At 72.5% G+C, this 18,214-nt stretch carries 17 protein-coding genes; 8 read left to right on the top strand and 9 right to left on the bottom strand.

What is annotated here, in order from left to right:
* Window positions 1-38: 38 nt before the first annotated feature.
* Entirely contained in the window at window positions 39-509 is a 471-nt protein-coding gene (mscL, locus tag ACH4D3_RS31125; protein ID WP_398328934.1) for a large conductance mechanosensitive channel protein MscL, read from the top strand.
* Window positions 510-534: 25 nt separating this feature from the next.
* On the opposite strand, the gene ACH4D3_RS31130 is transcribed toward mscL, so the two are convergent.
* Window positions 535-714 (bottom strand): hypothetical protein, encoded by a 180-nt coding sequence (locus ACH4D3_RS31130; RefSeq protein ID WP_398328937.1) that lies wholly within the window; start codon window positions 712-714, stop codon window positions 535-537.
* 113 nt (window positions 715-827) lie between these two features.
* Here ACH4D3_RS31130 and ACH4D3_RS31135 point away from each other — a divergent pair, with 113 nt between their 5' ends.
* The 4 genes from ACH4D3_RS31135 to ACH4D3_RS31150 all read left to right on the top strand — a co-directional run bounded on the left by ACH4D3_RS31135 (window position 828) and on the right by ACH4D3_RS31150 (window position 5,549).
* Window positions 828-2,060 carry a low temperature requirement protein A gene (locus ACH4D3_RS31135; RefSeq protein ID WP_398329062.1) on the top strand — a complete coding sequence of 411 codons (1,233 nt, stop codon included), beginning with the start codon at window positions 828-830 and terminating at the stop codon, window positions 2,058-2,060.
* 140 nt (window positions 2,061-2,200) lie between these two features.
* Window positions 2,201-3,247 (top strand): P1 family peptidase, encoded by a 1,047-nt coding sequence (locus tag ACH4D3_RS31140; RefSeq protein ID WP_398328940.1) that lies wholly within the window; start codon window positions 2,201-2,203, stop codon window positions 3,245-3,247.
* A 160-nt stretch (window positions 3,248-3,407) separates the two neighbouring features.
* Window positions 3,408-4,631 carry an Ig-like domain-containing protein gene (locus ACH4D3_RS31145; protein WP_398328943.1) on the top strand — a complete coding sequence of 408 codons (1,224 nt, stop codon included), beginning with the start codon at window positions 3,408-3,410 and terminating at the stop codon, window positions 4,629-4,631.
* Window positions 4,632-4,799: 168 nt separating this feature from the next.
* Window positions 4,800-5,549 carry a DUF6227 family protein gene (locus tag ACH4D3_RS31150; RefSeq protein ID WP_398328946.1) on the top strand — a complete coding sequence of 250 codons (750 nt, stop codon included), beginning with the start codon at window positions 4,800-4,802 and terminating at the stop codon, window positions 5,547-5,549.
* Window positions 5,550-5,610: 61 nt separating this feature from the next.
* Here ACH4D3_RS31150 and ACH4D3_RS31155 read toward each other — a convergent pair whose 3' ends face one another.
* The 4 genes from ACH4D3_RS31155 to ACH4D3_RS31170 all read right to left on the bottom strand — a co-directional run bounded on the left by ACH4D3_RS31155 (window position 5,611) and on the right by ACH4D3_RS31170 (window position 11,216).
* Window positions 5,611-7,698: a fructose-specific PTS transporter subunit EIIC gene (locus tag ACH4D3_RS31155; protein WP_398328949.1), complete on the bottom strand. Its 2,088-nt coding sequence runs from the start codon at window positions 7,696-7,698 to the stop codon at window positions 5,611-5,613.
* A 148-nt stretch (window positions 7,699-7,846) separates the two neighbouring features.
* A complete protein-coding gene (gene pfkB, locus ACH4D3_RS31160; RefSeq protein WP_398328952.1) occupies window positions 7,847-8,794 on the bottom strand; it encodes a 1-phosphofructokinase in 948 nt (315 codons plus the stop codon).
* On the bottom strand, window positions 8,791-9,552 hold the full coding sequence (locus ACH4D3_RS31165; protein ID WP_398328955.1) for a DeoR/GlpR family DNA-binding transcription regulator: 762 nt from the start codon (window positions 9,550-9,552) through the stop codon (window positions 8,791-8,793). The genes pfkB and ACH4D3_RS31165 overlap by 4 nt, the downstream gene beginning before the upstream one ends.
* Before the next feature lie 146 nt (window positions 9,553-9,698).
* Window positions 9,699-11,216 carry an MFS transporter gene (locus tag ACH4D3_RS31170; RefSeq protein WP_398328958.1) on the bottom strand — a complete coding sequence of 506 codons (1,518 nt, stop codon included), beginning with the start codon at window positions 11,214-11,216 and terminating at the stop codon, window positions 9,699-9,701.
* A gap of 62 nt (window positions 11,217-11,278) precedes the next feature.
* Between ACH4D3_RS31170 and ACH4D3_RS31175 the strand changes: the two genes are divergently transcribed.
* Window positions 11,279-12,250: a helix-turn-helix transcriptional regulator gene (locus tag ACH4D3_RS31175; RefSeq protein ID WP_398328961.1), complete on the top strand. Its 972-nt coding sequence runs from the start codon at window positions 11,279-11,281 to the stop codon at window positions 12,248-12,250.
* Between the two features lie 7 nt (window positions 12,251-12,257).
* On the opposite strand, the gene ACH4D3_RS31180 is transcribed toward ACH4D3_RS31175, so the two are convergent.
* Entirely contained in the window at window positions 12,258-12,968 is a 711-nt protein-coding gene (locus tag ACH4D3_RS31180; RefSeq protein WP_398328963.1) for a TetR/AcrR family transcriptional regulator, read from the bottom strand.
* Window positions 12,969-13,339: 371 nt separating this feature from the next.
* Entirely contained in the window at window positions 13,340-14,338 is a 999-nt protein-coding gene (locus ACH4D3_RS31185) for an RNA polymerase sigma factor RpoD/SigA (RefSeq protein WP_398328966.1), read from the bottom strand.
* A 215-nt stretch (window positions 14,339-14,553) separates the two neighbouring features.
* Here ACH4D3_RS31185 and ACH4D3_RS31190 point away from each other — a divergent pair, with 215 nt between their 5' ends.
* A complete protein-coding gene (locus ACH4D3_RS31190) occupies window positions 14,554-15,069 on the top strand; it encodes a GNAT family N-acetyltransferase (RefSeq protein WP_398328969.1) in 516 nt (171 codons plus the stop codon).
* Here ACH4D3_RS31190 and ACH4D3_RS31195 read toward each other — a convergent pair.
* Window positions 15,066-15,827: a dioxygenase gene (locus ACH4D3_RS31195; RefSeq protein WP_398329065.1), complete on the bottom strand. Its 762-nt coding sequence runs from the start codon at window positions 15,825-15,827 to the stop codon at window positions 15,066-15,068. The genes ACH4D3_RS31190 and ACH4D3_RS31195 overlap by 4 nt on opposite strands.
* 119 nt (window positions 15,828-15,946) lie before the next feature.
* On the opposite strand from ACH4D3_RS31195, the gene ACH4D3_RS31200 reads away from it, so the two are divergent.
* Window positions 15,947-16,438, top strand: a complete 492-nt coding sequence (locus tag ACH4D3_RS31200) for a MarR family winged helix-turn-helix transcriptional regulator (protein ID WP_109034813.1) — start codon at window positions 15,947-15,949, stop codon at window positions 16,436-16,438.
* Window positions 16,439-16,538: 100 nt separating this feature from the next.
* Here ACH4D3_RS31200 and ACH4D3_RS31205 read toward each other — a convergent pair whose 3' ends face one another.
* Window positions 16,539-18,083 (bottom strand): MFS transporter, encoded by a 1,545-nt coding sequence (locus ACH4D3_RS31205; protein ID WP_398328973.1) that lies wholly within the window; start codon window positions 18,081-18,083, stop codon window positions 16,539-16,541.
* Window positions 18,084-18,214 lie beyond the last annotated feature (131 nt).

Below are 18,214 nucleotides of genomic sequence, written 5' to 3' on the forward strand. Positions count from 1 at the left end.
TGGTTCCCACACCTGTTCAAGCGAGGAGTGCTCCCACCGTGAGCGAGAAGAACGAGCCGAGCGTCCTGCAGGGCTTCAAGGCCTTCCTGATGCGCGGAAACGTCATCGACCTGGCGGTGGCGGTCGTCATCGGCGCCGCCTTCACCAAGATCGTCAACTCGGTGGTGGACGGGGTCATCAACCCCCTGGTCGGGGCGTTCGGCACGCAGAGCCTGGACAGCTACAGCTCGTGCCTGAAGGGCCCCTGCACCGGGACCGGGGACAGCGCCACGGGCGTGCGGATCCTCTGGGGCTCGGTGCTGGGCGCCACCCTCACGTTCCTGATCACGGCGGCCGTCGTGTACTTCCTGATGGTGCTGCCCATGTCGAAGTACCTGGCCCGGCAGGAGGCCCGCCGCAAGGCGAAGGAGAGCGCCGAGGAGGTCATCGAGGTCTCCGAGCTGGAGGTGCTCAAGGAGATCCGCGACGCCCTGGTCGCCCAGCGCGGTTCGGGGCACGACCGCTCGTAGCGCGGGCGGTCCGGGCCCGGGCGGCTCACAGGTGGTGGGGCGGCTTCTCGTCGAGGAAGCGCTTCAGGTCGGCCGCGCTGTCGCCGCCCTCGGGCCGCTCGCCCCAGCCGCGGTCGGTGTCGTCCGAGCTCTGCTGGTCCAGCGGGTCGTCGAAGACCAGCGCGGGCCGGGGCGCGCCGGGCTCGGGTTCGGGGGTGGTACTCATGCGTCCAGGGTACGGCTCGCCCCGTGGACGACGTCCCCTGCGCCCCGCCCGCCCGGGCGGACGGGGGGGTACGCGAGCACGTCCGCGCCGTCTCTGCTGTGCTGGGAGCCATGATGTCCAGTCCCTCCTCCGCGAGCGCGCCCTCCGCGCCGCCGCCCGACGGGCACCCTCCGGTGCGCCGCCTGAAGGCCCGCCACCCGCGCGAATCGCACCGCGCCGCCACGCCGCTGGAGCTCTTCTTCGACCTGTGCTTCGTCGTCGCCATCGCCCAGGCGGGCGTCCAGCTGGTGCACGCCGTCGCGGAGGGACATGCCGGCGAGGGCGTCCTCAACTACGCGATGGTCTTCTTCGCCATCTGGTGGGCGTGGATGAACTTCACCTGGTTCGCCTCCGCGTACGACAACGACGACGTCCTCTACCGGGTCGTCACGCTGATCCAGATCGCCGGGGTGCTGGTCCTGGCGGCCGGGATCTCCCGGGCCTTCGAGGACCACGACTGGGTGGCCGTCGTCATCGGCTACGTGATCATGCGGGTCGCCATGGCGGCGCAGTGGCTCAGGGCGGGCCGGTCGGCCGCGCCGCCGGAGAGCACCATGGCCCGGAGCTACTCGGTCGGCGTGCTGCTGTGCCAGATCGGCTGGCTGGGGCTGCTGCTCCTGCCGGAGGGCGCCCGCGGCTGGCTGTTCCTGGTGATGGTGGCGCTGGAGCTGTGCGTGCCGGCGTACGCCGAGCGCAGGCACCCGTCGTCCTGGCACCCGCACCACATCGCCGAGCGGTACGGGCTGCTCACGATCATCGTGCTCGGCGAGACCATCGCCGCGGCCACGGTCGCGGTGAAGTCGGGCATCGAGGAGCACGACGCGCTGGGCGAGGTCCTCCCGATCGCGGCCGGCGGACTGCTGATCGTCTTCGCGGCCTGGTGGATCTACTTCGTGGTGCCCGTGCACAGCTATCTGAAGTCCAGCAGACAGTCCTTCCTGTGGGGCTACGGCCACTACCTGGTGTTCGCCTCGGCGGCGGCGATCGGGGCGGGACTGGAGGTGGCGGTGGAGCAGGCCGTGGGCAAGGCGCACATCTCGGCCGCGGCGGCGTCCGCGGCGGTGACCCTGCCGACGGCGGTGTTCCTGCTCACGGTGTGGGCCCTGCACGCGCGGCACTTCAAGGTGGGCGTCGCCGAGCAGCTGGTGCTGCCGACGGCCGCGCTCCTGGTGCTCGGCTGCACCTTCCTCGGCGGCTCGGCGGTGTTCGTGGCGGGGATCGTCCTGGCCCTGACCGTGGCGGCCGGGGTGGCGCTGACCGCGCAGCGCACCGAACGGGAGCGGCGCGCGACGGCACCGGCCGCCTGAAGCACCGTCGCCTCCCGCCCTTTCCCACGGCCTCCCGCGGGTTCCTGCCGCCTTCCGCGGGTTCCTGCCGCCTTCCGCCGGTTCCTGCCCGCCTCTGCGGCTTCCCGTGCCGCCGCGGGTGGCTGGTCGAGACTGGCCGTATGACAGTTGACGCATTGACGGACGTCGCCGGTCTGCTGGTGGGGCACGCGACCCGCACCGGGGACGGGTGGCTCACGGGGACGACGGTGGTGCTCGCGCCGGAGGGCGGGGCCGTCGCCGGTGTGGACGTGCGCGGCGGCGGCCCCGGCACCAAGGAGACCGACGCCCTCGATCCGCGCAACCTGGTGCAGAAGGTCCAGGCGGTGGTGCTGACCGGCGGCAGCGCCTACGGGCTGGACGCGGCCTCGGGCGTGATGGCCTGGCTGGAGGAACGCGGCCGGGGCGTGCGGGTCGGGCCCGATCCGGCGCACGTGGTGCCGGTGGTGCCCGCGGCCTGCGTCTTCGACCTGGGACGCGGGGGCGACTTCCGGGCCAGGCCGGACGCGGCCACCGGGTACGCGGCGGTGCAGGCGGCGCACGCGAGCACGCCGGGCGCCGCGGTGGCCGAGGGCTGTGTCGGGGCGGGCACGGGTGCCGTGGTCGGCACGCTGAAGGGCGGGGTGGGCACCGCGAGCACCGTGCTGGACACGGGGATCACGGTGGCGGCGCTGGTGGTGGCCAACGCGGCGGGGTCGGTGACGGATCCGGAAACGGGGGTGCTGTACGGGGAGTTGTTCCGGGGCGGGCGGGTCGAGTACCCGGCGCCGGAGGTCCACGAGGCCGCGGGGCGGCGGCTGGCCGAGGTCGCGGCGAGGAACGCGCCGCCGCCGCTGAACACCACGCTCGCCGTGGTCGCCACCGACGCCGCCCTGTCCAAGGCGCAGGCACAGAAGCTGGCCGGCACCGCGCACGACGGGATCGCGCGTGCGGTGCGGCCCGTACATCTGCTCAGCGACGGGGACACGGTGTTCGCCCTGGCGACCGGGGCACGTCCGCTCGACGCCGGGCAGCCGCTCGCGCTGAACGAGGTGCTGGCGGCGGGTGCGGACATGGTGACGCGGGCGATCGTGCGCGCGGTCCGGGCCGCCGAGCCGGTGGACGGGCCGGGCGGGGCGTGGCCGTCGTACGGCGGGCTGTACGGCGGTCCGGAGGGCCGGGAGGGCTGAACGGGCCTTCGCGCCCGGCCGGTTGACCCGCTCGTGTTGCGATTGTCCGGGTTTTGTCACGTGACGGCGTTTCCGGCGGCCGGTGGGAACCCCACGGGCCGCCGGGCACCTCTACCCGGCTGAAGCGAACATCGCACAACACCCGAACCTGGAGCAGCCCGTGACAACGCCGGACATAGCCACGCGGCGCGTACTGGGGGCCTGTGCCGCCCTGGTGGTCGGCGCCCTCACCCTCACCGCCTGCGGCGGAAGCGCCAGCGCCCACGACAAGCAGGACGGCAAGGGCGGCACCGGGTCCGCCGACACCTCGGTCGCCAAGCTCGTGATCTCGGCGAAGGACGGGTCGAGCGGCGCCTCGATCAACTCGACGGGCGTGAAGGTCAGCGACGGCAAGCTCACCGAGGTGCGGATGACCGTGGCGGAGAGCGGTGCCGCCGTACCCGGCGCGGTGTCCGGCGACGGCGGCAGCTGGAAGCCGAAGGAGCAGCTGGAGCGGGGCACGAAGTACCGGATCACGGCGCGGGCGAAGGACGGCAACGGCCGCACGGCCGCCGCCGACTCGGTCTTCACCACCGTCTCCCCGGACAACAGCTTCGTCGGCACGTACACCCCGGACGGCGGCAGCACGGTCGGGGTGGGGATGCCGGTGTCGTTCACGTTCGACAAGGCGATCACCGACCGGAAGAGCGTGCAGTCGCACATCTCGGTCACCTCCAGCAGCGGGCAGGAGGTGGTGGGGCACTGGTTCGGCGCGCAGCGGCTCGACTTCCGGCCCGAGGAGTACTGGAAGGCCGGTTCCAAGGTCACCATGAAGATCGACCTGGACGGGGTGGAGGGCGCGAACGGCCTCTACGGCGTGCAGAAGAAGACCGTGACCTTCACCGTGGGCCGCGCGCAGGTCTCCACGGTGGACGCGAACACGCAGACCATGACGGTGGTGCGCGACGGCAAGACGCTCAAGTCGGTCCCGATCTCCGCGGGCAGCGCCGCGAACCCGACGTACAACGGGCAGATGGTGATCTCGGAGAAGTCCGAGCAGACGCGCATGAACGGGTCGACGGTCGGGTTCGGCGGCGAGTACGACATCCCGGACGTGCCCCATGCGATGCGGCTGAGCCAGTCGGGCACCTTCATCCACGGCAACTACTGGTACAACCGCGGCAACCCGCCCTTCGGCGCCCAGGGCACCAGCCACGGCTGCGTCGGACTGGCGGACGCGCAGGGCGCGCAGGGCGACACCCCGGGCAAGTGGTTCTACGACAACTCGCTCGTCGGGGACGTCGTCGTCGTCAAGAACTCCCCGGACGACACGATCGCGCCGGACAACGGACTCAACGGCTGGAACATGCCCTGGAGCGAGTGGACCGCCCAAAACGCGGCCTGACCGGCTTGTGACCAGGGAATTTTGACGGTTCGTCGGGCCGCGCGGAAACTTTTCGCGCGGCCCCCGCGTTTTCCGTGCGTACGTTTTCTCGGTTCCCGGACATGATGTCCGACCGAGGGGCTACGGTATGCACCCACAAGGTGACATGCAGCAACGCCGGGAGAAACCTTGAGCGTTCCGTACGAGACGGCAGCGCACGAACCACCCGAGTCGCCCGAGTCTCCGGAGGAGCACCTCATGCGGCTGCTGGGTCGCGCCCTGAACTCCTTCGAGCTGCCCGAGGAGACCCTGCGGCGGCTGGACTGCGCGCTGGCGCACGACGGTTCGCTGCACTCCGCGCACCACAGCGCGGGACTGCACCGCGAGACGTACCGGCACACCTGGCTGCTCGCCGACGGTTCGGCGCTCACGCTGTGGGAGCTGGTCCACAACACCGCCCCGGGCAGCGAGCCGCAGCACGAGGTCTATCTGGACGAGGAGGAGCTGCGCGCCGCGGGTTCCCGGCTGGCCCTGCCGCCCGAGGCCCCCGACTTCGAACTGCCGGTGCAGGTGCAGTTGTCGCCGGTCCCGGCCCCGCGCCACGCCTACGTCCCCGACGCCTCCGCGGACCACGCCCGCAGGCTGCTGCGCCGCGCGGAGAACGCGGACCGGCCGGACGCCGACCTCGCCGCCCGGCTGTCGACGGCGTGCGGGCACCAGATCGCCCAGGCCTTCGGCGGTCCCGGCCGCGCGGGCCGGGCCCGGGTCGGCTTCTCGCTCTACGAGCACGCGTTCCTGCTGCGCGACGGCGTGGAGGTCTCCCTGTGGGAGGTCGAGCACACGGCCACCCCGGACGGGCGCCACATGTGCGAGGTCTACGACAGCGAGGACACGGCCCGCCGGGCGATGGAGCGGCGCGCGGCCCAGGTCTCCCCGTAGCGCGCCCCGCTCCCCCGGCCCGTCGGGTTCGACGGGTCCTGCGAGTCCTGCGAGTCCTGCCCTACGCGGCCACCGCCTGCTTCGCGCCCGGCGCCTGGGACGACGGGTCCGTGCCCCCGCCGGGTTCCTGGGCCGCCGCTCCCGGCACCGCCCTGCGCAGCCCCTTGAGGACGATCACCAGGGCCGCGGTGACACAGACCCCGGCCGCGACGGCGACCAGGTAGAGCAGCGGGTTGCCGATCAGCGGGACCACGAAGATGCCGCCGTGCGGGGCGCGCAGCGTCGCACCGAAGGCCATCGACAGGGCGCCGGTGACCGCGCCGCCCACCATCGAGGACGGGATGACCCGCAGCGGGTCGGCCGCGGCGAACGGGATCGCGCCCTCGGAGATGAAGGAGGCGCCCAGGACCCAGGCGGCCTTGCCGTTCTCCCGCTCGGCGGCGTTGAAGAGCCGGCCGCGCACGGTGGTGGCCAGGGCCATCGCCAGCGGCGGGACCATGCCGGCCGCCATCACCGCCGCCATGATCTTCATCGCCGAGTCGCTGGGACTGGCGACCGCGATGCCCGCGGTGGCGAAGGTGTAGGCGACCTTGTTGACCGGGCCGCCGAGGTCGAAGCACATCATCAGGCCGAGCAGCGCGCCGAGCAGGACCGCGTTGGCGCCGGACAGGCCGTTGAGCCAGTCCGTCATCCCCGACTGCGCGGACGCGATGGGCTTGCCGATCACGACGAACATCAGGAACCCGACGACCGCCGCCGAGACGAGCGGGATCACCACCACCGGCATGATGCCGCGCAGCGCCTTCGGTATCGGTATCCGCTGGACCGCCAGCACCACCGCACCGGAGATCAGACCGGCCGCCAGACCGCCGAGGAAGCCGGCGTTGATGGTCAGCGCGATCGAGCCGCCGACGAAGCCGGGGACCAGGCCCGGCCGGTCGGCCATGCCGTAGGCGATGTAGCCGGCCAGCACCGGGACCAGGAAGGCGAAGGCCACGCCGCCGATCTGGAAGAGCAGCGCCGCCCAGCTGTCCGCCTGGGTCCACCCGAAGTGGTCCATCACGGAGGGCGCCTTGTTGATCTCGTAGCCGCCGATCGCGAAGCCCAGGGCGATCAGCAGACCGCCCGCGGCGACGAACGGGACCATGTAACTGACGCCGGACATCAGCCACTTGCGGAGCTTGGTGCCGTAGCCCTCGCCGGATTCGCCGCCGCGCTCGACGGGGGTCGCGCCCGGGGAGACGGAGGTGACCTCGCCGCGCGCCGCCTTGTCGCGGACCTCGTCGATCAGCGCGCCCGGCCGGTTGATGGCGGCCTTGACGCCGGTGTCGACGGTGGGCTTCCCGGCGAAGCGGTCCTTCTCGCGCACGGCGACGTCGTGGGCGAAGATCACGCCGTCCGCCGCCGCGATCACCGCCGGGTCGAGCCGGGTGAAGCCCGCCGAGCCCTGCGTCTCGACGACGACCTCGACGCCCTCCTCGCGGCCCCGGTTCTCCAGCGACTCGGCCGCCATGTAGGTGTGCGCGATGCCGGTGGGGCAGGAGGTGACGGCGACGATGCGGAAGGGTCGCCCGGGCCCGCCGGAGTCCTCACCGGTGCTGCCCGGGGCGGTCTCGGCGGAGGCCGCCGCCGAGACCGCCCCGGTGTCCACGGTCTCCTCAGTGCTGTCCTCGACGCTGCCCTCGGTGGTGTGCTCGGCCGGTGCCGGCTCCTCCCCGCGGATGAGCGCGGCGGCGGTGGCGGCGTCGCCCACCGAGCGCAGCGCGGCGGTGAACCCGGCGTTCATCAGCTGCCGGGCCAGCGCGGAGAGGATCGTCAGGTGGGCGTCGTCGGCGCCCGCCGGAGCGGCGATGAGGAAGATCAGGTCGGCCGGTCCGTCCGCCGCCCCGAAGTCGACGCCGGCCGCGCTGCGCCCGAAGGCGAGCGTCGGCTCGGTGACGTGCTCGCTGCGGCAGTGCGGGATGCCGATGCCGCCGTCCAGGCCGGTCGGCATCTGCGCCTCGCGGGCGGCCACGTCGGCGAGGAAGCCCTCCAGGTCGGTCACCCGGCCCAGGGCGACCATCCGCTCCGCGAGGGCGCGCGCCGCCGCTTGCTTGGTGTCGGCGGACAGGTCGAGGTCGACCAGGTCCGCGGTGATCATGTCGCTCATCGCGGGCTCCTTAGCTCGCGTATCGCCCGGGACGTGGGGTGAGGGGCGGGGGCGGGGAGGGGGACGGGGGCACTGCGGTGGGGGCTGGGGGCACAGCGGTGGGGGCTGGGGGCGGCCCCGGGGAGCAGGCCGTGGGCGAGGCGGGGAGTCATGGCGTCGGCTCCCCCAGTACGCGGTCGACGGGCACCTCGGCCGTAACCGTCACGGCGGCCGGGTCCAGGTCGTGCGGCGTCGGCATCACGCTGCCGGGCAGCTGGACGGCGGCGGCGCCGTGCGCGACGGCGGAGGCGAGGGCGCCGGGCCCGGTCCCGCCGGCGACGAGGAAACCGGCGAGGGAGGAGTCCCCGGCGCCGACGTTGCTGCGTACGGCGTCCACGCGGGCGGTGCCGAACCAGGTGCCCGCGTCGTCCACGAGCAGTTGCCCGTCGGCGCCCAGGCTGGCCAGCACCGAACGGGCGCCCAGCTCCCGCAGCTCCTCGGCGGCCTTCACCGCGTCGCCGACGGTGGCCAGCGGACGCCCGACGGCCTCGGCGAGCTCCTCGGCGTTCGGCTTGACCACGTCGGGCCGCTCGCGCAGCGCCCGCAGCAGGGCCGGTCCGGAGGTGTCCAGGGCGATACGGACCCCGGCGGCGTGCGCGCGGGCGACCAGGTCGGCGTACCAGGAGGGGGCCAGGCCGCGGGGCAGGCTGCCGCAGCAGGCGATCCAGGCCGCGCCCGGCGACTGGCGGCGCACGGTCTCCAGGAGCAGTTCCCGTTCGGCCGGGGTGAGTTCGGGACCCGGCGCGTTGATCTTCGTCAGGACGCCGTCGGCTTCGGCGAGCGCGATGTTGGAGCGGGTGGGTCCGGTGATCGGCACCGGCGCGACCTCGATGCCCTGCGCGTCGAGCAGGTCGGCGACGAGGGCGCCCGGTGCTCCGCCCAGCGGCAGCACCGCGACGGTGCGCCGTCCGGCGGCGGTCACCGCGCGCGAGACGTTCACGCCCTTGCCGCCGGGGTCGACCCGCTCGCCGGTGGCGCGGAGGACCTCGCCGCGCTCCAGGGAGGGCACCTCGTAGGTGCGGTCCAGCGACGGGTTGGGGGTGACGGTCAGGATCATGCGCGTACTACTTCCGTGCCGGCGCGCTCGATGTCGCCCGCGTCCTCGGGGGTCAGGCCCTTGTCGGTGATCAGCAGGTCCACGTCGCCGAGGGCGCCGAAGCGGGCGAAGTGCTCCTGGGCGTACTTCGAGGAGTCGGCGAGCAGCACCACGCGCCGGGCGGCGGTCAGGGCGGCCCGCTTGACGGCGGCCTCGGCGAGGTCGGGGGTGGTCAGTCCGTGCTCCACGGAGAACCCGTTGGCCGCCACCACGGCCACGTCGGCGCGGATCTCGCCGTACGCGCGCAGCGCCCAGGCGTCCACGGCGGCGCGCGTACGGTGGCGCACGCGCCCGCCGACGATGTGGAGCTGGATGCCGGGGTGGTCGGCGAGGCGGGCCGCGATGGGCAGGCTGTGGGTGACCACGGTCAGCGAGGCCTCCGGCGGGATCGCCGCGGCCATGCGGGCCACCGTGGAACCGGCGTCGAGGATCAGCGTGCCCTCGGTGGGCAGTTCCGCGAGGGCCGCCTCGGCGATGCGGTCCTTCTCGTCGGCGGCCGTGGACTCGCGCTCGGCGAGGTCCGGTTCGAAGTCGAGTCGGCCGGCCGGGATCGCGCCGCCGTGCACCCGGCGGAGCAGGCCCGCGCGGTCGAGGGCCTTGAGGTCGCGACGGATGGTCTCCGCCGTCACCTGGAACTCCTCGGCGAGCGACACCACGTCCACCCGGCCACCGTCCCGGGCGAGCCGGAGGATCTCCCGCTGCCGCTCCGGTGCGTACATGACCGTTCACCTCCGACCTATGCCCGAACATGTGGTTTCGCTCGGAGGCTACGCCCAGTTGTCCGGAATGTAAACAGGAAGCAGAAACACTCGGACTCAATCAGGCATGAACGGGCATCGGCGTGAGGGAGGGGCGGGTCGCGGTCTCAGACCAGCGCGGGCTCCTTCTCCTGCGCCGGGTCCTCGGCCGGGCCGCCTTCCACGTGCTGGGCCGGCCGCCGGGGCAGCGCGAACATCAGCAGGAAGATGACGGCCAGCACCGCGGCCACCCACCCCAGCGCGTTCTGGAAGGCGTCCACGTAGGCGGGGCCGATGCGGTCGGGCGTGAGGCGGTCGCTCATCGTGCCGAAGAAGACCACCGACACCAGCCCGAGTCCGAGCGCGTTACCCATCTGCTGCACGGTGTTGATGAGCCCCGACGCCGCTCCGGCGTGCTCGCGCGGCACCTGGGAGAGGACCGCGTCGGTCAGCGGCGCGACGATCAGGCCCATGCCGAGGCCCATCACGACCAGCGGCAGCGCCATCTGCCAGGAGGTGATGGCGAGGCCGTAGCGCCCGGACTCCCACATGTAGAGGAGCACTCCGGCCGCCATCACCAGCGCGCCCGTCTGAAGCACCTTGCGCCCGAAGCGCGGCACCAGCTTCTGCACCGAGATCCCGGCGGCCGCGGACACGGCGATCGAGAACGGTACGCCGGTCAGCCCGGCCCGCAGCGGGCTCCAGCCGAGCCCGAACTGCATGTAGAGCGTCCACACCAGGAAGAAGACGCCGAGCGCGACCCCGAAGACGGTCTGCACGGCGATCCCGGCCGCGAAGCTCTTCACCCGGAACAGCGACAGCTCCACCAGCGGCGAACCGTCCCGCGCGCTCTTGCGCCGCTCGTAGGCGACCAGGACCGCGAGGACCACCAGCGAGCCGGCCATCGACAGGTACCCCCACAGCGGCCAGCCCAGCTCCTCGCCCCGGGTGAGCGGGTAGATCAGCATCAGCAGGCCGAGGGTGACCAGCGCGACCCCGACCAGGTCCAGCCGCAGGGCGCGCGGCGCCTTGGACTCGGTGATGAAGCGGCTGCCGAGGACGAGGCCGGCGATGCCGACCGGCAGGTTGATGAGGAAGATGGGCCGCCATTCGAGGCCGAAGAGGTTCCACTCGGTGAGCAGGGCGCCCAGCAGCGGGCCCGAGACGGCACCCAGACCCACGATCGCGCCGAACAGCCCGAAGACCTTGCCGCGTTCGTGCGCCGGGAAGGTGGCGTGCACGATCGACAGCACCTGCGGCACCATGAGCGCCGCCATGCCGCCCTGGAGGATGCGGGAGGCCACCAGCATCTCCGGGTTGGCCGCCAGGCCGCACAGTGCCGAGGCCAGGGTGAAGCCGCCGATGCCGACGAGGAAGACCCGCTTGCGGCCGTGGATGTCGCCGAGCCGCCCGCCGGTGATCAGTCCGGCCGCGAAGGCGAGGGCGTAACCGGCGGTGATCCACTGGATCTGGCTGAAGGAGGCGCCCTCGTCCCGCTGGATCGAGGGGATGGCGATGTTGACGATGGTGACGTCCACCAGGTCCATGAAGGCAGCGGTCATCACGATCGCGAGGGCGAACCAGCGACGCCGGTCGCCCGCCGCGGGCGGGACCGGAGCCGGTTGCGGGGTCTGCTTGTTGGTCATGGCAGGAACGTATGCGGCCAGTAGGTCGGATCGTGTCCTAGATCTGCGGCATCCTCGAACCCATGACGACGGACACTCCGGCCCGGCTGCTGACCCTCCTCTCCCTGCTCCAGACGCCCCGCGAATGGCCCGGCGGCGAGCTGGCCGACCGGCTCGGGGTCTCCCGGCGCACGGTCCGGCGGGACATCGACCGCCTGCGCGAACTGGGCTATCCGGTGCAGGCGACGATGGGCGCCGACGGGGGCTACCGGCTGGTGGCGGGCAAGGCGATGCCGCCGCTGGTCCTCGACGACGAGGAGGCGGTGGCCATCGCGGTCGGGCTGCGGGCCGGCGCGGGGCACGCGGTCGAGGGCCTGGACGAGGCGTCGGTGCGGGCCCTGGCCAAGCTGGAGCAGGTGCTGCCCTCGCGGCTGCGGCACCGGGTGACCACGCTGCAGTCCGCGACCACGCCGCTGACCAGCGGGGACGGGCCGAGCATCGCGCCCGAGACGCTGACCGTGATGGCCTCGACGGTGGCCGGGCACGAGCGGCTGCGGTTCGCCTACCGCGCGGCGGACGGCACCGGGACGCGGCGCTCGACGGAGCCGTACCGGCTGGTCTCCACGGGGCGGCGCTGGTACCTGGTCGCCTACGACCTCGACCGCGACGACTGGCGCACCTTCCGGGTGGACCGGGTGAGCGAGCCCTTCGCCACGGGGGCGCGGTTCACCCCGCGGGAGCTGCCGACCGGCGACGCCGCCGAATACCTGCGGCGCTCGATGCAGCGGCGGCACGACTCCTACGAGGTCACGGTCGTCTTCCACGCACCGGCCGAGGCCGTCGCGCCCCTGCTGCCGCACTGGATGGGAACGCCCGAGCCGGTGGACGGCTGCTCGTCGTGCGTGGTGCGGGCGACGGTGTCCGGCCCGGTGGAGTGGACCGCGGCCCGGCTGGCGACGACCGGACTGGAGTTCCGGGTCCGGGAACCGGCGGAACTGGTGGAGTGCGTACGGGAACTGGGGGCCCGGCTGACACGCGCGGCGGAGTCCGGCTGACCGGGTCTCACCCCTCTTCCGCGGGCCCGGTCTCCCAGGCAAACCCGCGCAGCACCTCCAGGTTCAGCAGCGCCTGCTCCAGGGGACTGCGTTCCCCTTGCGGAGAGGACGACGCCCAGTACTCCGCCGCGACGCGCACGGACGCACCCGCCACGGCGGCCGCGAAGTGCAGCCGGGGCGAGCCGGCCAGGCGTGCGGCAACGTTGTCGTCGCCCCCGGACATCCGCGCGGCCAGCGCCTGGACCAGCCCCCGCTCGGTGGAGTGGCAGACCTCCGCCCACACCTTGCCCAGCGCCGGACTGCTCTCGGCCAGCCGGATGAGGGTGCGGGCCCACTCCCAGGAGGGCGCCGACACACCGGCGCCCGGGGTCAGCGTGTGCCGCACGGCGCGTTCCAGCGCCTCGGGCGGCGACAGGTCGGCCGGGGCCTCGCGCACCGCCCGCACCCAGCGCTCGGCGCCCAGGGCGTAGAGCGGGGCGACGGCCTCTTCCTTGGTGGCGAAGTAGCGGTAGAAAGTGCGCGGGGCGACACCCGCCGCCCGGGCGATGTCCTCGGCCCGGGTGGCCCGCAGGCCCTGGCCGACGAAGAGGCGGGCCGCCGCCCGGGCGATCTCCATCCGGGTCTCGGCCTTGCGCCGCTCGGTCAGGGAGACCGGTCCGGCCGGCTCGGGATCGGGGCCGGGGCCGGGGCCGGGAAGTGCTGGAATGGTGCTGCTCACTTCGGCAGGCTATGCCGCTGTGGCAGAATCTGCCATCCGGCGGGCCACCCCGGGGTTCAGGTTCGGGGTGCCCCGCCTCCCCGTCTGCCCGCGTGACGCGGAAGGAGCCGGGCTGCGGCGCCCCAGGGGGGAGGGGCAGCCGAGCCCGGCTCGGGAAGTCCCGGCGCCGGGGGGAGTGCGTCGGGACGTGGTCTCCAGTGGTGCCGCGGTACCGGCTTGAACGTCTTGTTCCCGGCCCCCGCGGATTGAAGCAGCGTTGTACGGCCATGTTCGCGCCGGGTCCGACACCCGGCGTACGCCCCATCCGCCCCGTCACGCCCCCACGTCACGCGGTATCCGGGCCGTACGGCCGGCGTCGTCCTCCGGCGGGGTCAGGCCGCCGCCTCGAAGCCGGTGTCGCGGGCCAGCTTCTTCAGCTCCAGCAGCGCGTGCTTCTCGATCTGGCGGATGCGCTCGCGGGTCAGGCCGTGCTCCTTGCCGACCTCGGTCAGCGTGCGCTCACGGCCGTCGTCGATGCCGTACCGCATCTTGATGATGGAGGCCGTGCGCGGGTCCAGGCGGCCGATGAGGTCGTCCAGCTCCTCGCTGCGCAGCAGGGTCAGCACCGACTGCTCGGGCGAGACGGCCGAGGTGTCCTCCAGCAGGTCGCCGAACTGGGTCTCGCCCTCGTCGTCCACCGACATGTTCAGCGAGACCGGGTCGCGGGCCCAGTCGAGCACGTCGGTGACGCGCTCCGGCGTCGAGCCCAGCTCGGCCGCGATCTCGGCGGGCTCCGGCTCGCGGCCGTGCTCCCGGTTGAACTCGCGCTGCACCCGCCGGATCCGGCCCAGCTCCTCCACCAGGTGGACGGGCAGCCGGATGGTGCGGGACTGGTCGGCGATGGAGCGGGTGATGGCCTGACGGATCCACCAGGTCGCGTACGTGGAGAACTTGAAGCCCTTGCGGTAGTCGAACTTCTCGACTGCGCGGACCAGGCCGGCGTTGCCCTCCTGGATCAGGTCCAGGAGCGGCAGGCCGCTGCGCGGGTAGCGGCGGGCGACCGCGACGACCAGGCGGAGGTTGGAACGGATGAAGACGTCCTTCGCCCGCTCGCCCTCGTCGATCAGGGCCTGGAGCTCCTCGCGGGTGGCGTCCGCCCCGGTCTCCTCGTACCCTTCGAGGACCTGCCGCGCGAACACACCCGCCTCGATGGTCTGGGACAGCTCGACCTCCTTGGCGGCGTCGAGCAGCGGTGTCCGGGCGATCTCGTCGAGGTACATGCCGACCAGATCGCGGTCGGCGAGGTCGCCGCCGTTCGCGCGGACGCTGGTTGCCGAGCCGGAGGTCTCGCCGGTGGCGGACTTACGACGGGCGACGGCACGGGTTGCCATGCGTGCTCCCTTGCGATGGTGGTTCAGCGGGTGGTCCGGTGGACGCTCGGGCGCCTTGCGGGGTTGTCTCCGTGTCTCCAGCCCCTCTCGGGACTCTCCTCGGGTGCCCTGCATCCGATGGAAACAACGACTGGAATCCGGACAGAATTCCCAACCTGCCCCTCGATTTTTCTGATCATGCAGTACCCTGTGCCGCCACAGAGGGAGGGGCGGCCATGCCGGGAACTGCCGAGGTCCAGGTCAGACCGGGAGTCGAGGAGGATCTCAAGCCACTCACCGACCTCTACAACCACTACGTACGTGAGACGCCCATCACGTTCGACACCGAGCCGTTCACCCCGGAAGAGCGCCGCCCTTGGCTGCTCTCCCACCCTGAAGACGGCCCGTACCGCCTGAGGGTTGCCACGGACGCGGAGTCACAGGAGATTCTGGGGTACGCCACATCCAGCCCCTACCGCGCGAAGCCCGCCTACTCGACCTCGGTGGAGACCACCGTCTACGTCGCCCCGGGGGCCGGCGGCCGCGGCATCGGCTCACTCCTCTACACGGCCCTCTTCGGCGCCCTGGCCGCCGAGGACGTGCACCGCGCCTACGCCGCCGTCGCCCAGCCCAACGAGGCCTCCGCCCGGCTGCACGCCCGCTTCGGCTTCCGGCACGTGGGCACGTACCGCGAGGTGGGCCGCAAGTTCGGCCGGTACTGGGACGTGGCCTGGTACGAGAGGCCGCTCTAGCCGAACTGCACCGACCGCTTGGCCAGGCCCATCCAGAACCCGTCGATCACCGACCGCCGCAGGTCCAGCTCGCCGGCCGCGTCCGCCGCGCCCATGGTCACGAACAGCGGCGCGAAGTGCTCGGTGCGCGGGTGGGCGAGCCGTCCCGCCGGGGACTTGCGGGCGAAGTCGAGCAGCCCGTCCACGTCCCCGCCCTCCAGCGCGCGCCGGCCCCAGTCGTCGAACTCCGCGGACCAGGAGGGGATGCCGCCCTGGCGCAGCGCGGCCAGGTTGTGGGTGAAGAAGCCGGAGCCGATGATCAGCACGCCCTCGTCGCGCAGCGGCGCGAGCCTGCGGCCGGTCTCCATGAGCCGCGCCGGGTCGAGGGTCGGCATGGAGACCTGGAGGACCGGGATGTCGGCGCCGGGGTACATCTCCACCAGCGGCACGTAGGCGCCGTGGTCGAGGCCGCGGTCGGGGACGTCCTGCACGGGCGTGCCGGGGGCGCGCAGCAGCTTGCGCACGGAGTCGGCGAGCGCGGGCGCGCCGGGCGCTCCGTAGCGCACCTGGTAGTAGTGCTCCGGGAAGCCCCAGAAGTCGTAGACGAGGGGGACGGTCCGGGTGGCGCCGAGGGCCAGCGGGGCCTCCTCCCAGTGGGCCGAGACGACGAGGATCGCCTTCGGGCGCGGCAGGTCCGCGGCCCAGGCGGCCAGCTCGCCGGGCCAGACGGCATCGTCGGCGAGCGGCGGGGCGCCGTGGCTGAGGTAGAGGGCGGGCATGCGCTCCCGGGCGGCGGCGGCCATGATTACTCCAATACTTGAACTCTCAATCTTTATCTGCCGTCAATCTACGCCGATTTTGTTTAATGTTCAAGGAACCGTTCCGTACAGTGGGACACATGAACGACGAACCCCGTTGGCTCACCGCCGAGGAGCAGCTCGTCTGGCGCTCCTACATCGAGGCCGCCACCCTCCTCGAGGACCACCTCGACCGGCAGCTCCAGCGCGACGCGGGCATGCCGCACGTCTACTACGGCCTGCTGGTCAAACTGGCCGAGTCACCGCGCCGGCGGCTGCGGATGACCGAGCTGGCCAAGTACGCGAAGATCACCCGGTCCCGGCTCTCGCACGCGGTGGCGCGCCTGGAGAAGAACGGCTGGGTCCGTCGCGAGGACTGCCCCTCCGACAAGCGCGGCCAGTTCGCCATCCTCACGGACGAGGGGTACGAGGTGCTGCGCCAGACCGCACCGGGCCACGTCGACGCCGTGCGCCAGGCGGTGTTCGACCGGCTCACCCCCGAACAGCAGAAGTCCCTCGGCGAGATCATGCGGATCGTCGCCGAGGGACTTCAGCCGAGCGAAGCGGGTGCGGACCTGCCCTGGCTGCGCTGAGCGCGCGGCCGGGGCAGGTCCGGGGGAACCGTGCGTACGGGGCGTCCCCTCCCCGTACGCACGGGTGGAACAGGGGCCCGAGCGGGTACCGGGGCGGTCGTCAGTGGGCGACGACCGGCACCCGCAGCTCGTCCTCGGCCTCGTCGCCCGCACCGGAACCGGTGACGGCGCCGCTGCCCGGACGCCCGGCGTTGATGAGGGTCAGGGCGATCGCGGCCGCCACGACCAGGATGCCGACGGCGAACCAGATCGCGCTGGTGTAGCCCTGCACCTGGCCCTCCAGCTGCACCAGCTGCTGCTGGGACCGGGAGGCCGCGCCACCCATGTGGTCGGCGATGTACGACGTGGTCGCCGAGGCGGCGATCGTGTTCAGCAGCGCGGTACCGATCGCGCCGCCCACCTGCTGCGAGGTGTTGACCATCGCGGAGGCGACACCGGCGTCCCGGGCCTCCACCCCCATGGTGGCCATGGACATGGCCGGCATGAACGCCGTACCCATGCCGAGGCCGAGCAGCAGCATGCCGGGCAGCAGCACACCGGCGTAGGAGGTGTTGATCTCCAGCTGGGTCAGGAACAGCATGCCGACGGCGGCGACCAGGAAGCCGGGGCCCATCAGCAGCCGCGGCGCGACCCGGGTCATCAGCCGGGCACCGATCTGCGTGGAGCCCGTGATCATGCCCGCGATCATCGGCAGGAAGGCGAAGCCGGTCTTCACCGGCGTGTAGCCCTTCACGATCTGCAGGTAGTAGGTGAGGAAGAGGAACAGGCCGAACATCGCGATGATGGCCAGGCCCAGCGAGAGGTAGATCCCGCCCCGGTTGCGCTCGGTGATCACGCGCAGCGGCAGCAGCGGGGCCTTGACCCGGGACTCGACGATCACGAAGGCCAGCAGCAGCACGGCCGAGCCGACGAACATGCCGATCGTCAGCGCGTCGCTCCAGCCGTTGGACTCGGCGCGGGTGAAGCCGTAGACCAGCGCGACCAGACCCAGGGTGGACAGGATGACGCCGGGGATGTCGAGCGGCGAGCGGTTGCGGCCGCCCTTGGGCTCACGGATCACCAGGTACGCACCGGCCGCGGCGACGATGGCGAACGGGATGTTGACGAAGAACGTCCAGCGCCAGTTCAGGTACTCGGTGAGGAAACCGCCGAGGATCAGACCCACGGCGCCACCGCCACCGGCGATCGCACCGTAGATGCCGAACGCCTTGGCGCGCTCCTTGGCGTCCGTGAACATCACGGCGAGCAGGGAGAGCGCGGCGGGCGCGAGCAGGGCACCGAAGACGCCCTGGAGGGCGCGGGAGCCGAACATCATCGCCTCGTTGGTGGCCGCGCCACCCAGCGCGGAGGCGACGGCGAAGCCGGCCAGACCGAGGACGAAGGTGCGCTTGCGGCCCCACAGGTCGGCTATCCGGCCGCCGAACAGCAGCAGGCCGCCGAAGGCGAGGGCGTAGGCCGTGACGACCCACTGCCGGTTGCCGTCGGAGATGCCGAGGTCCTGCTGTGCGGAGGGAAGGGCGATGTTCACGATGGTGGCGTCGAGGACCACCATCAGCTGGGCGAGCGCGATGAAGACCAGCGCTTTCCAGCGACCGGCGTCCGGGGCGTCGCTGACGCCGGAAGCCTTGACGGCTGTTTGAGACATGGGGATACCCACTTCGGACTTCGTGACGGAAAAAGACGAGAAAAGGGACGAGTGAAACCGCGCCGACGGCCCGCTGTCAGCGGCGGAGCCGAGAACCCGGCGTCGGTGCCGGAACGTGCGGTACGTGAGGT

This window comes from Streptomyces sp. NPDC018026, from assembly GCF_044327745.1.
GTDB lineage: Bacteria > Actinomycetota > Actinomycetes > Streptomycetales > Streptomycetaceae > Streptomyces > Streptomyces rubrogriseus.

Bases quoted from the DNA above. Each gene is read 5' to 3' on its own strand.
- ACH4D3_RS31195 (WP_398329065.1), bottom strand. From the start codon at position 15,827: ATGCCCGCCCTCTACCTCAGCCACGGCGCCCCGCCGCTCGCCGACGAT.
- ACH4D3_RS31205 (WP_398328973.1), bottom strand. From the start codon at position 18,083: ATGTCTCAAACAGCCGTCAAGGCTTCCGGCGTCAGCGACGCCCCGGAC.
- ACH4D3_RS31155 (WP_398328949.1), bottom strand. From the start codon at position 7,698: ATGAGCGACATGATCACCGCGGACCTGGTCGACCTCGACCTGTCCGCC.
- ACH4D3_RS31190 (WP_398328969.1), top strand. From the start codon at position 14,554: ATGCCGGGAACTGCCGAGGTCCAGGTCAGACCGGGAGTCGAGGAGGAT.
- ACH4D3_RS31200 (WP_109034813.1), top strand. From the start codon at position 15,947: ATGAACGACGAACCCCGTTGGCTCACCGCCGAGGAGCAGCTCGTCTGG.
- ACH4D3_RS31135 (WP_398329062.1), top strand. From the start codon at position 828: ATGTCCAGTCCCTCCTCCGCGAGCGCGCCCTCCGCGCCGCCGCCCGAC.
- pfkB (WP_398328952.1), bottom strand. From the start codon at position 8,794: ATGATCCTGACCGTCACCCCCAACCCGTCGCTGGACCGCACCTACGAG.
- ACH4D3_RS31130 (WP_398328937.1), bottom strand. From the start codon at position 714: ATGAGTACCACCCCCGAACCCGAGCCCGGCGCGCCCCGGCCCGCGCTG.
- ACH4D3_RS31165 (WP_398328955.1), bottom strand. From the start codon at position 9,552: ATGTACGCACCGGAGCGGCAGCGGGAGATCCTCCGGCTCGCCCGGGAC.
- ACH4D3_RS31185 (WP_398328966.1), bottom strand. From the start codon at position 14,338: ATGGCAACCCGTGCCGTCGCCCGTCGTAAGTCCGCCACCGGCGAGACC.
- ACH4D3_RS31170 (WP_398328958.1), bottom strand. From the start codon at position 11,216: ATGACCAACAAGCAGACCCCGCAACCGGCTCCGGTCCCGCCCGCGGCG.
- ACH4D3_RS31140 (WP_398328940.1), top strand. From the start codon at position 2,201: ATGACAGTTGACGCATTGACGGACGTCGCCGGTCTGCTGGTGGGGCAC.
- ACH4D3_RS31175 (WP_398328961.1), top strand. From the start codon at position 11,279: ATGACGACGGACACTCCGGCCCGGCTGCTGACCCTCCTCTCCCTGCTC.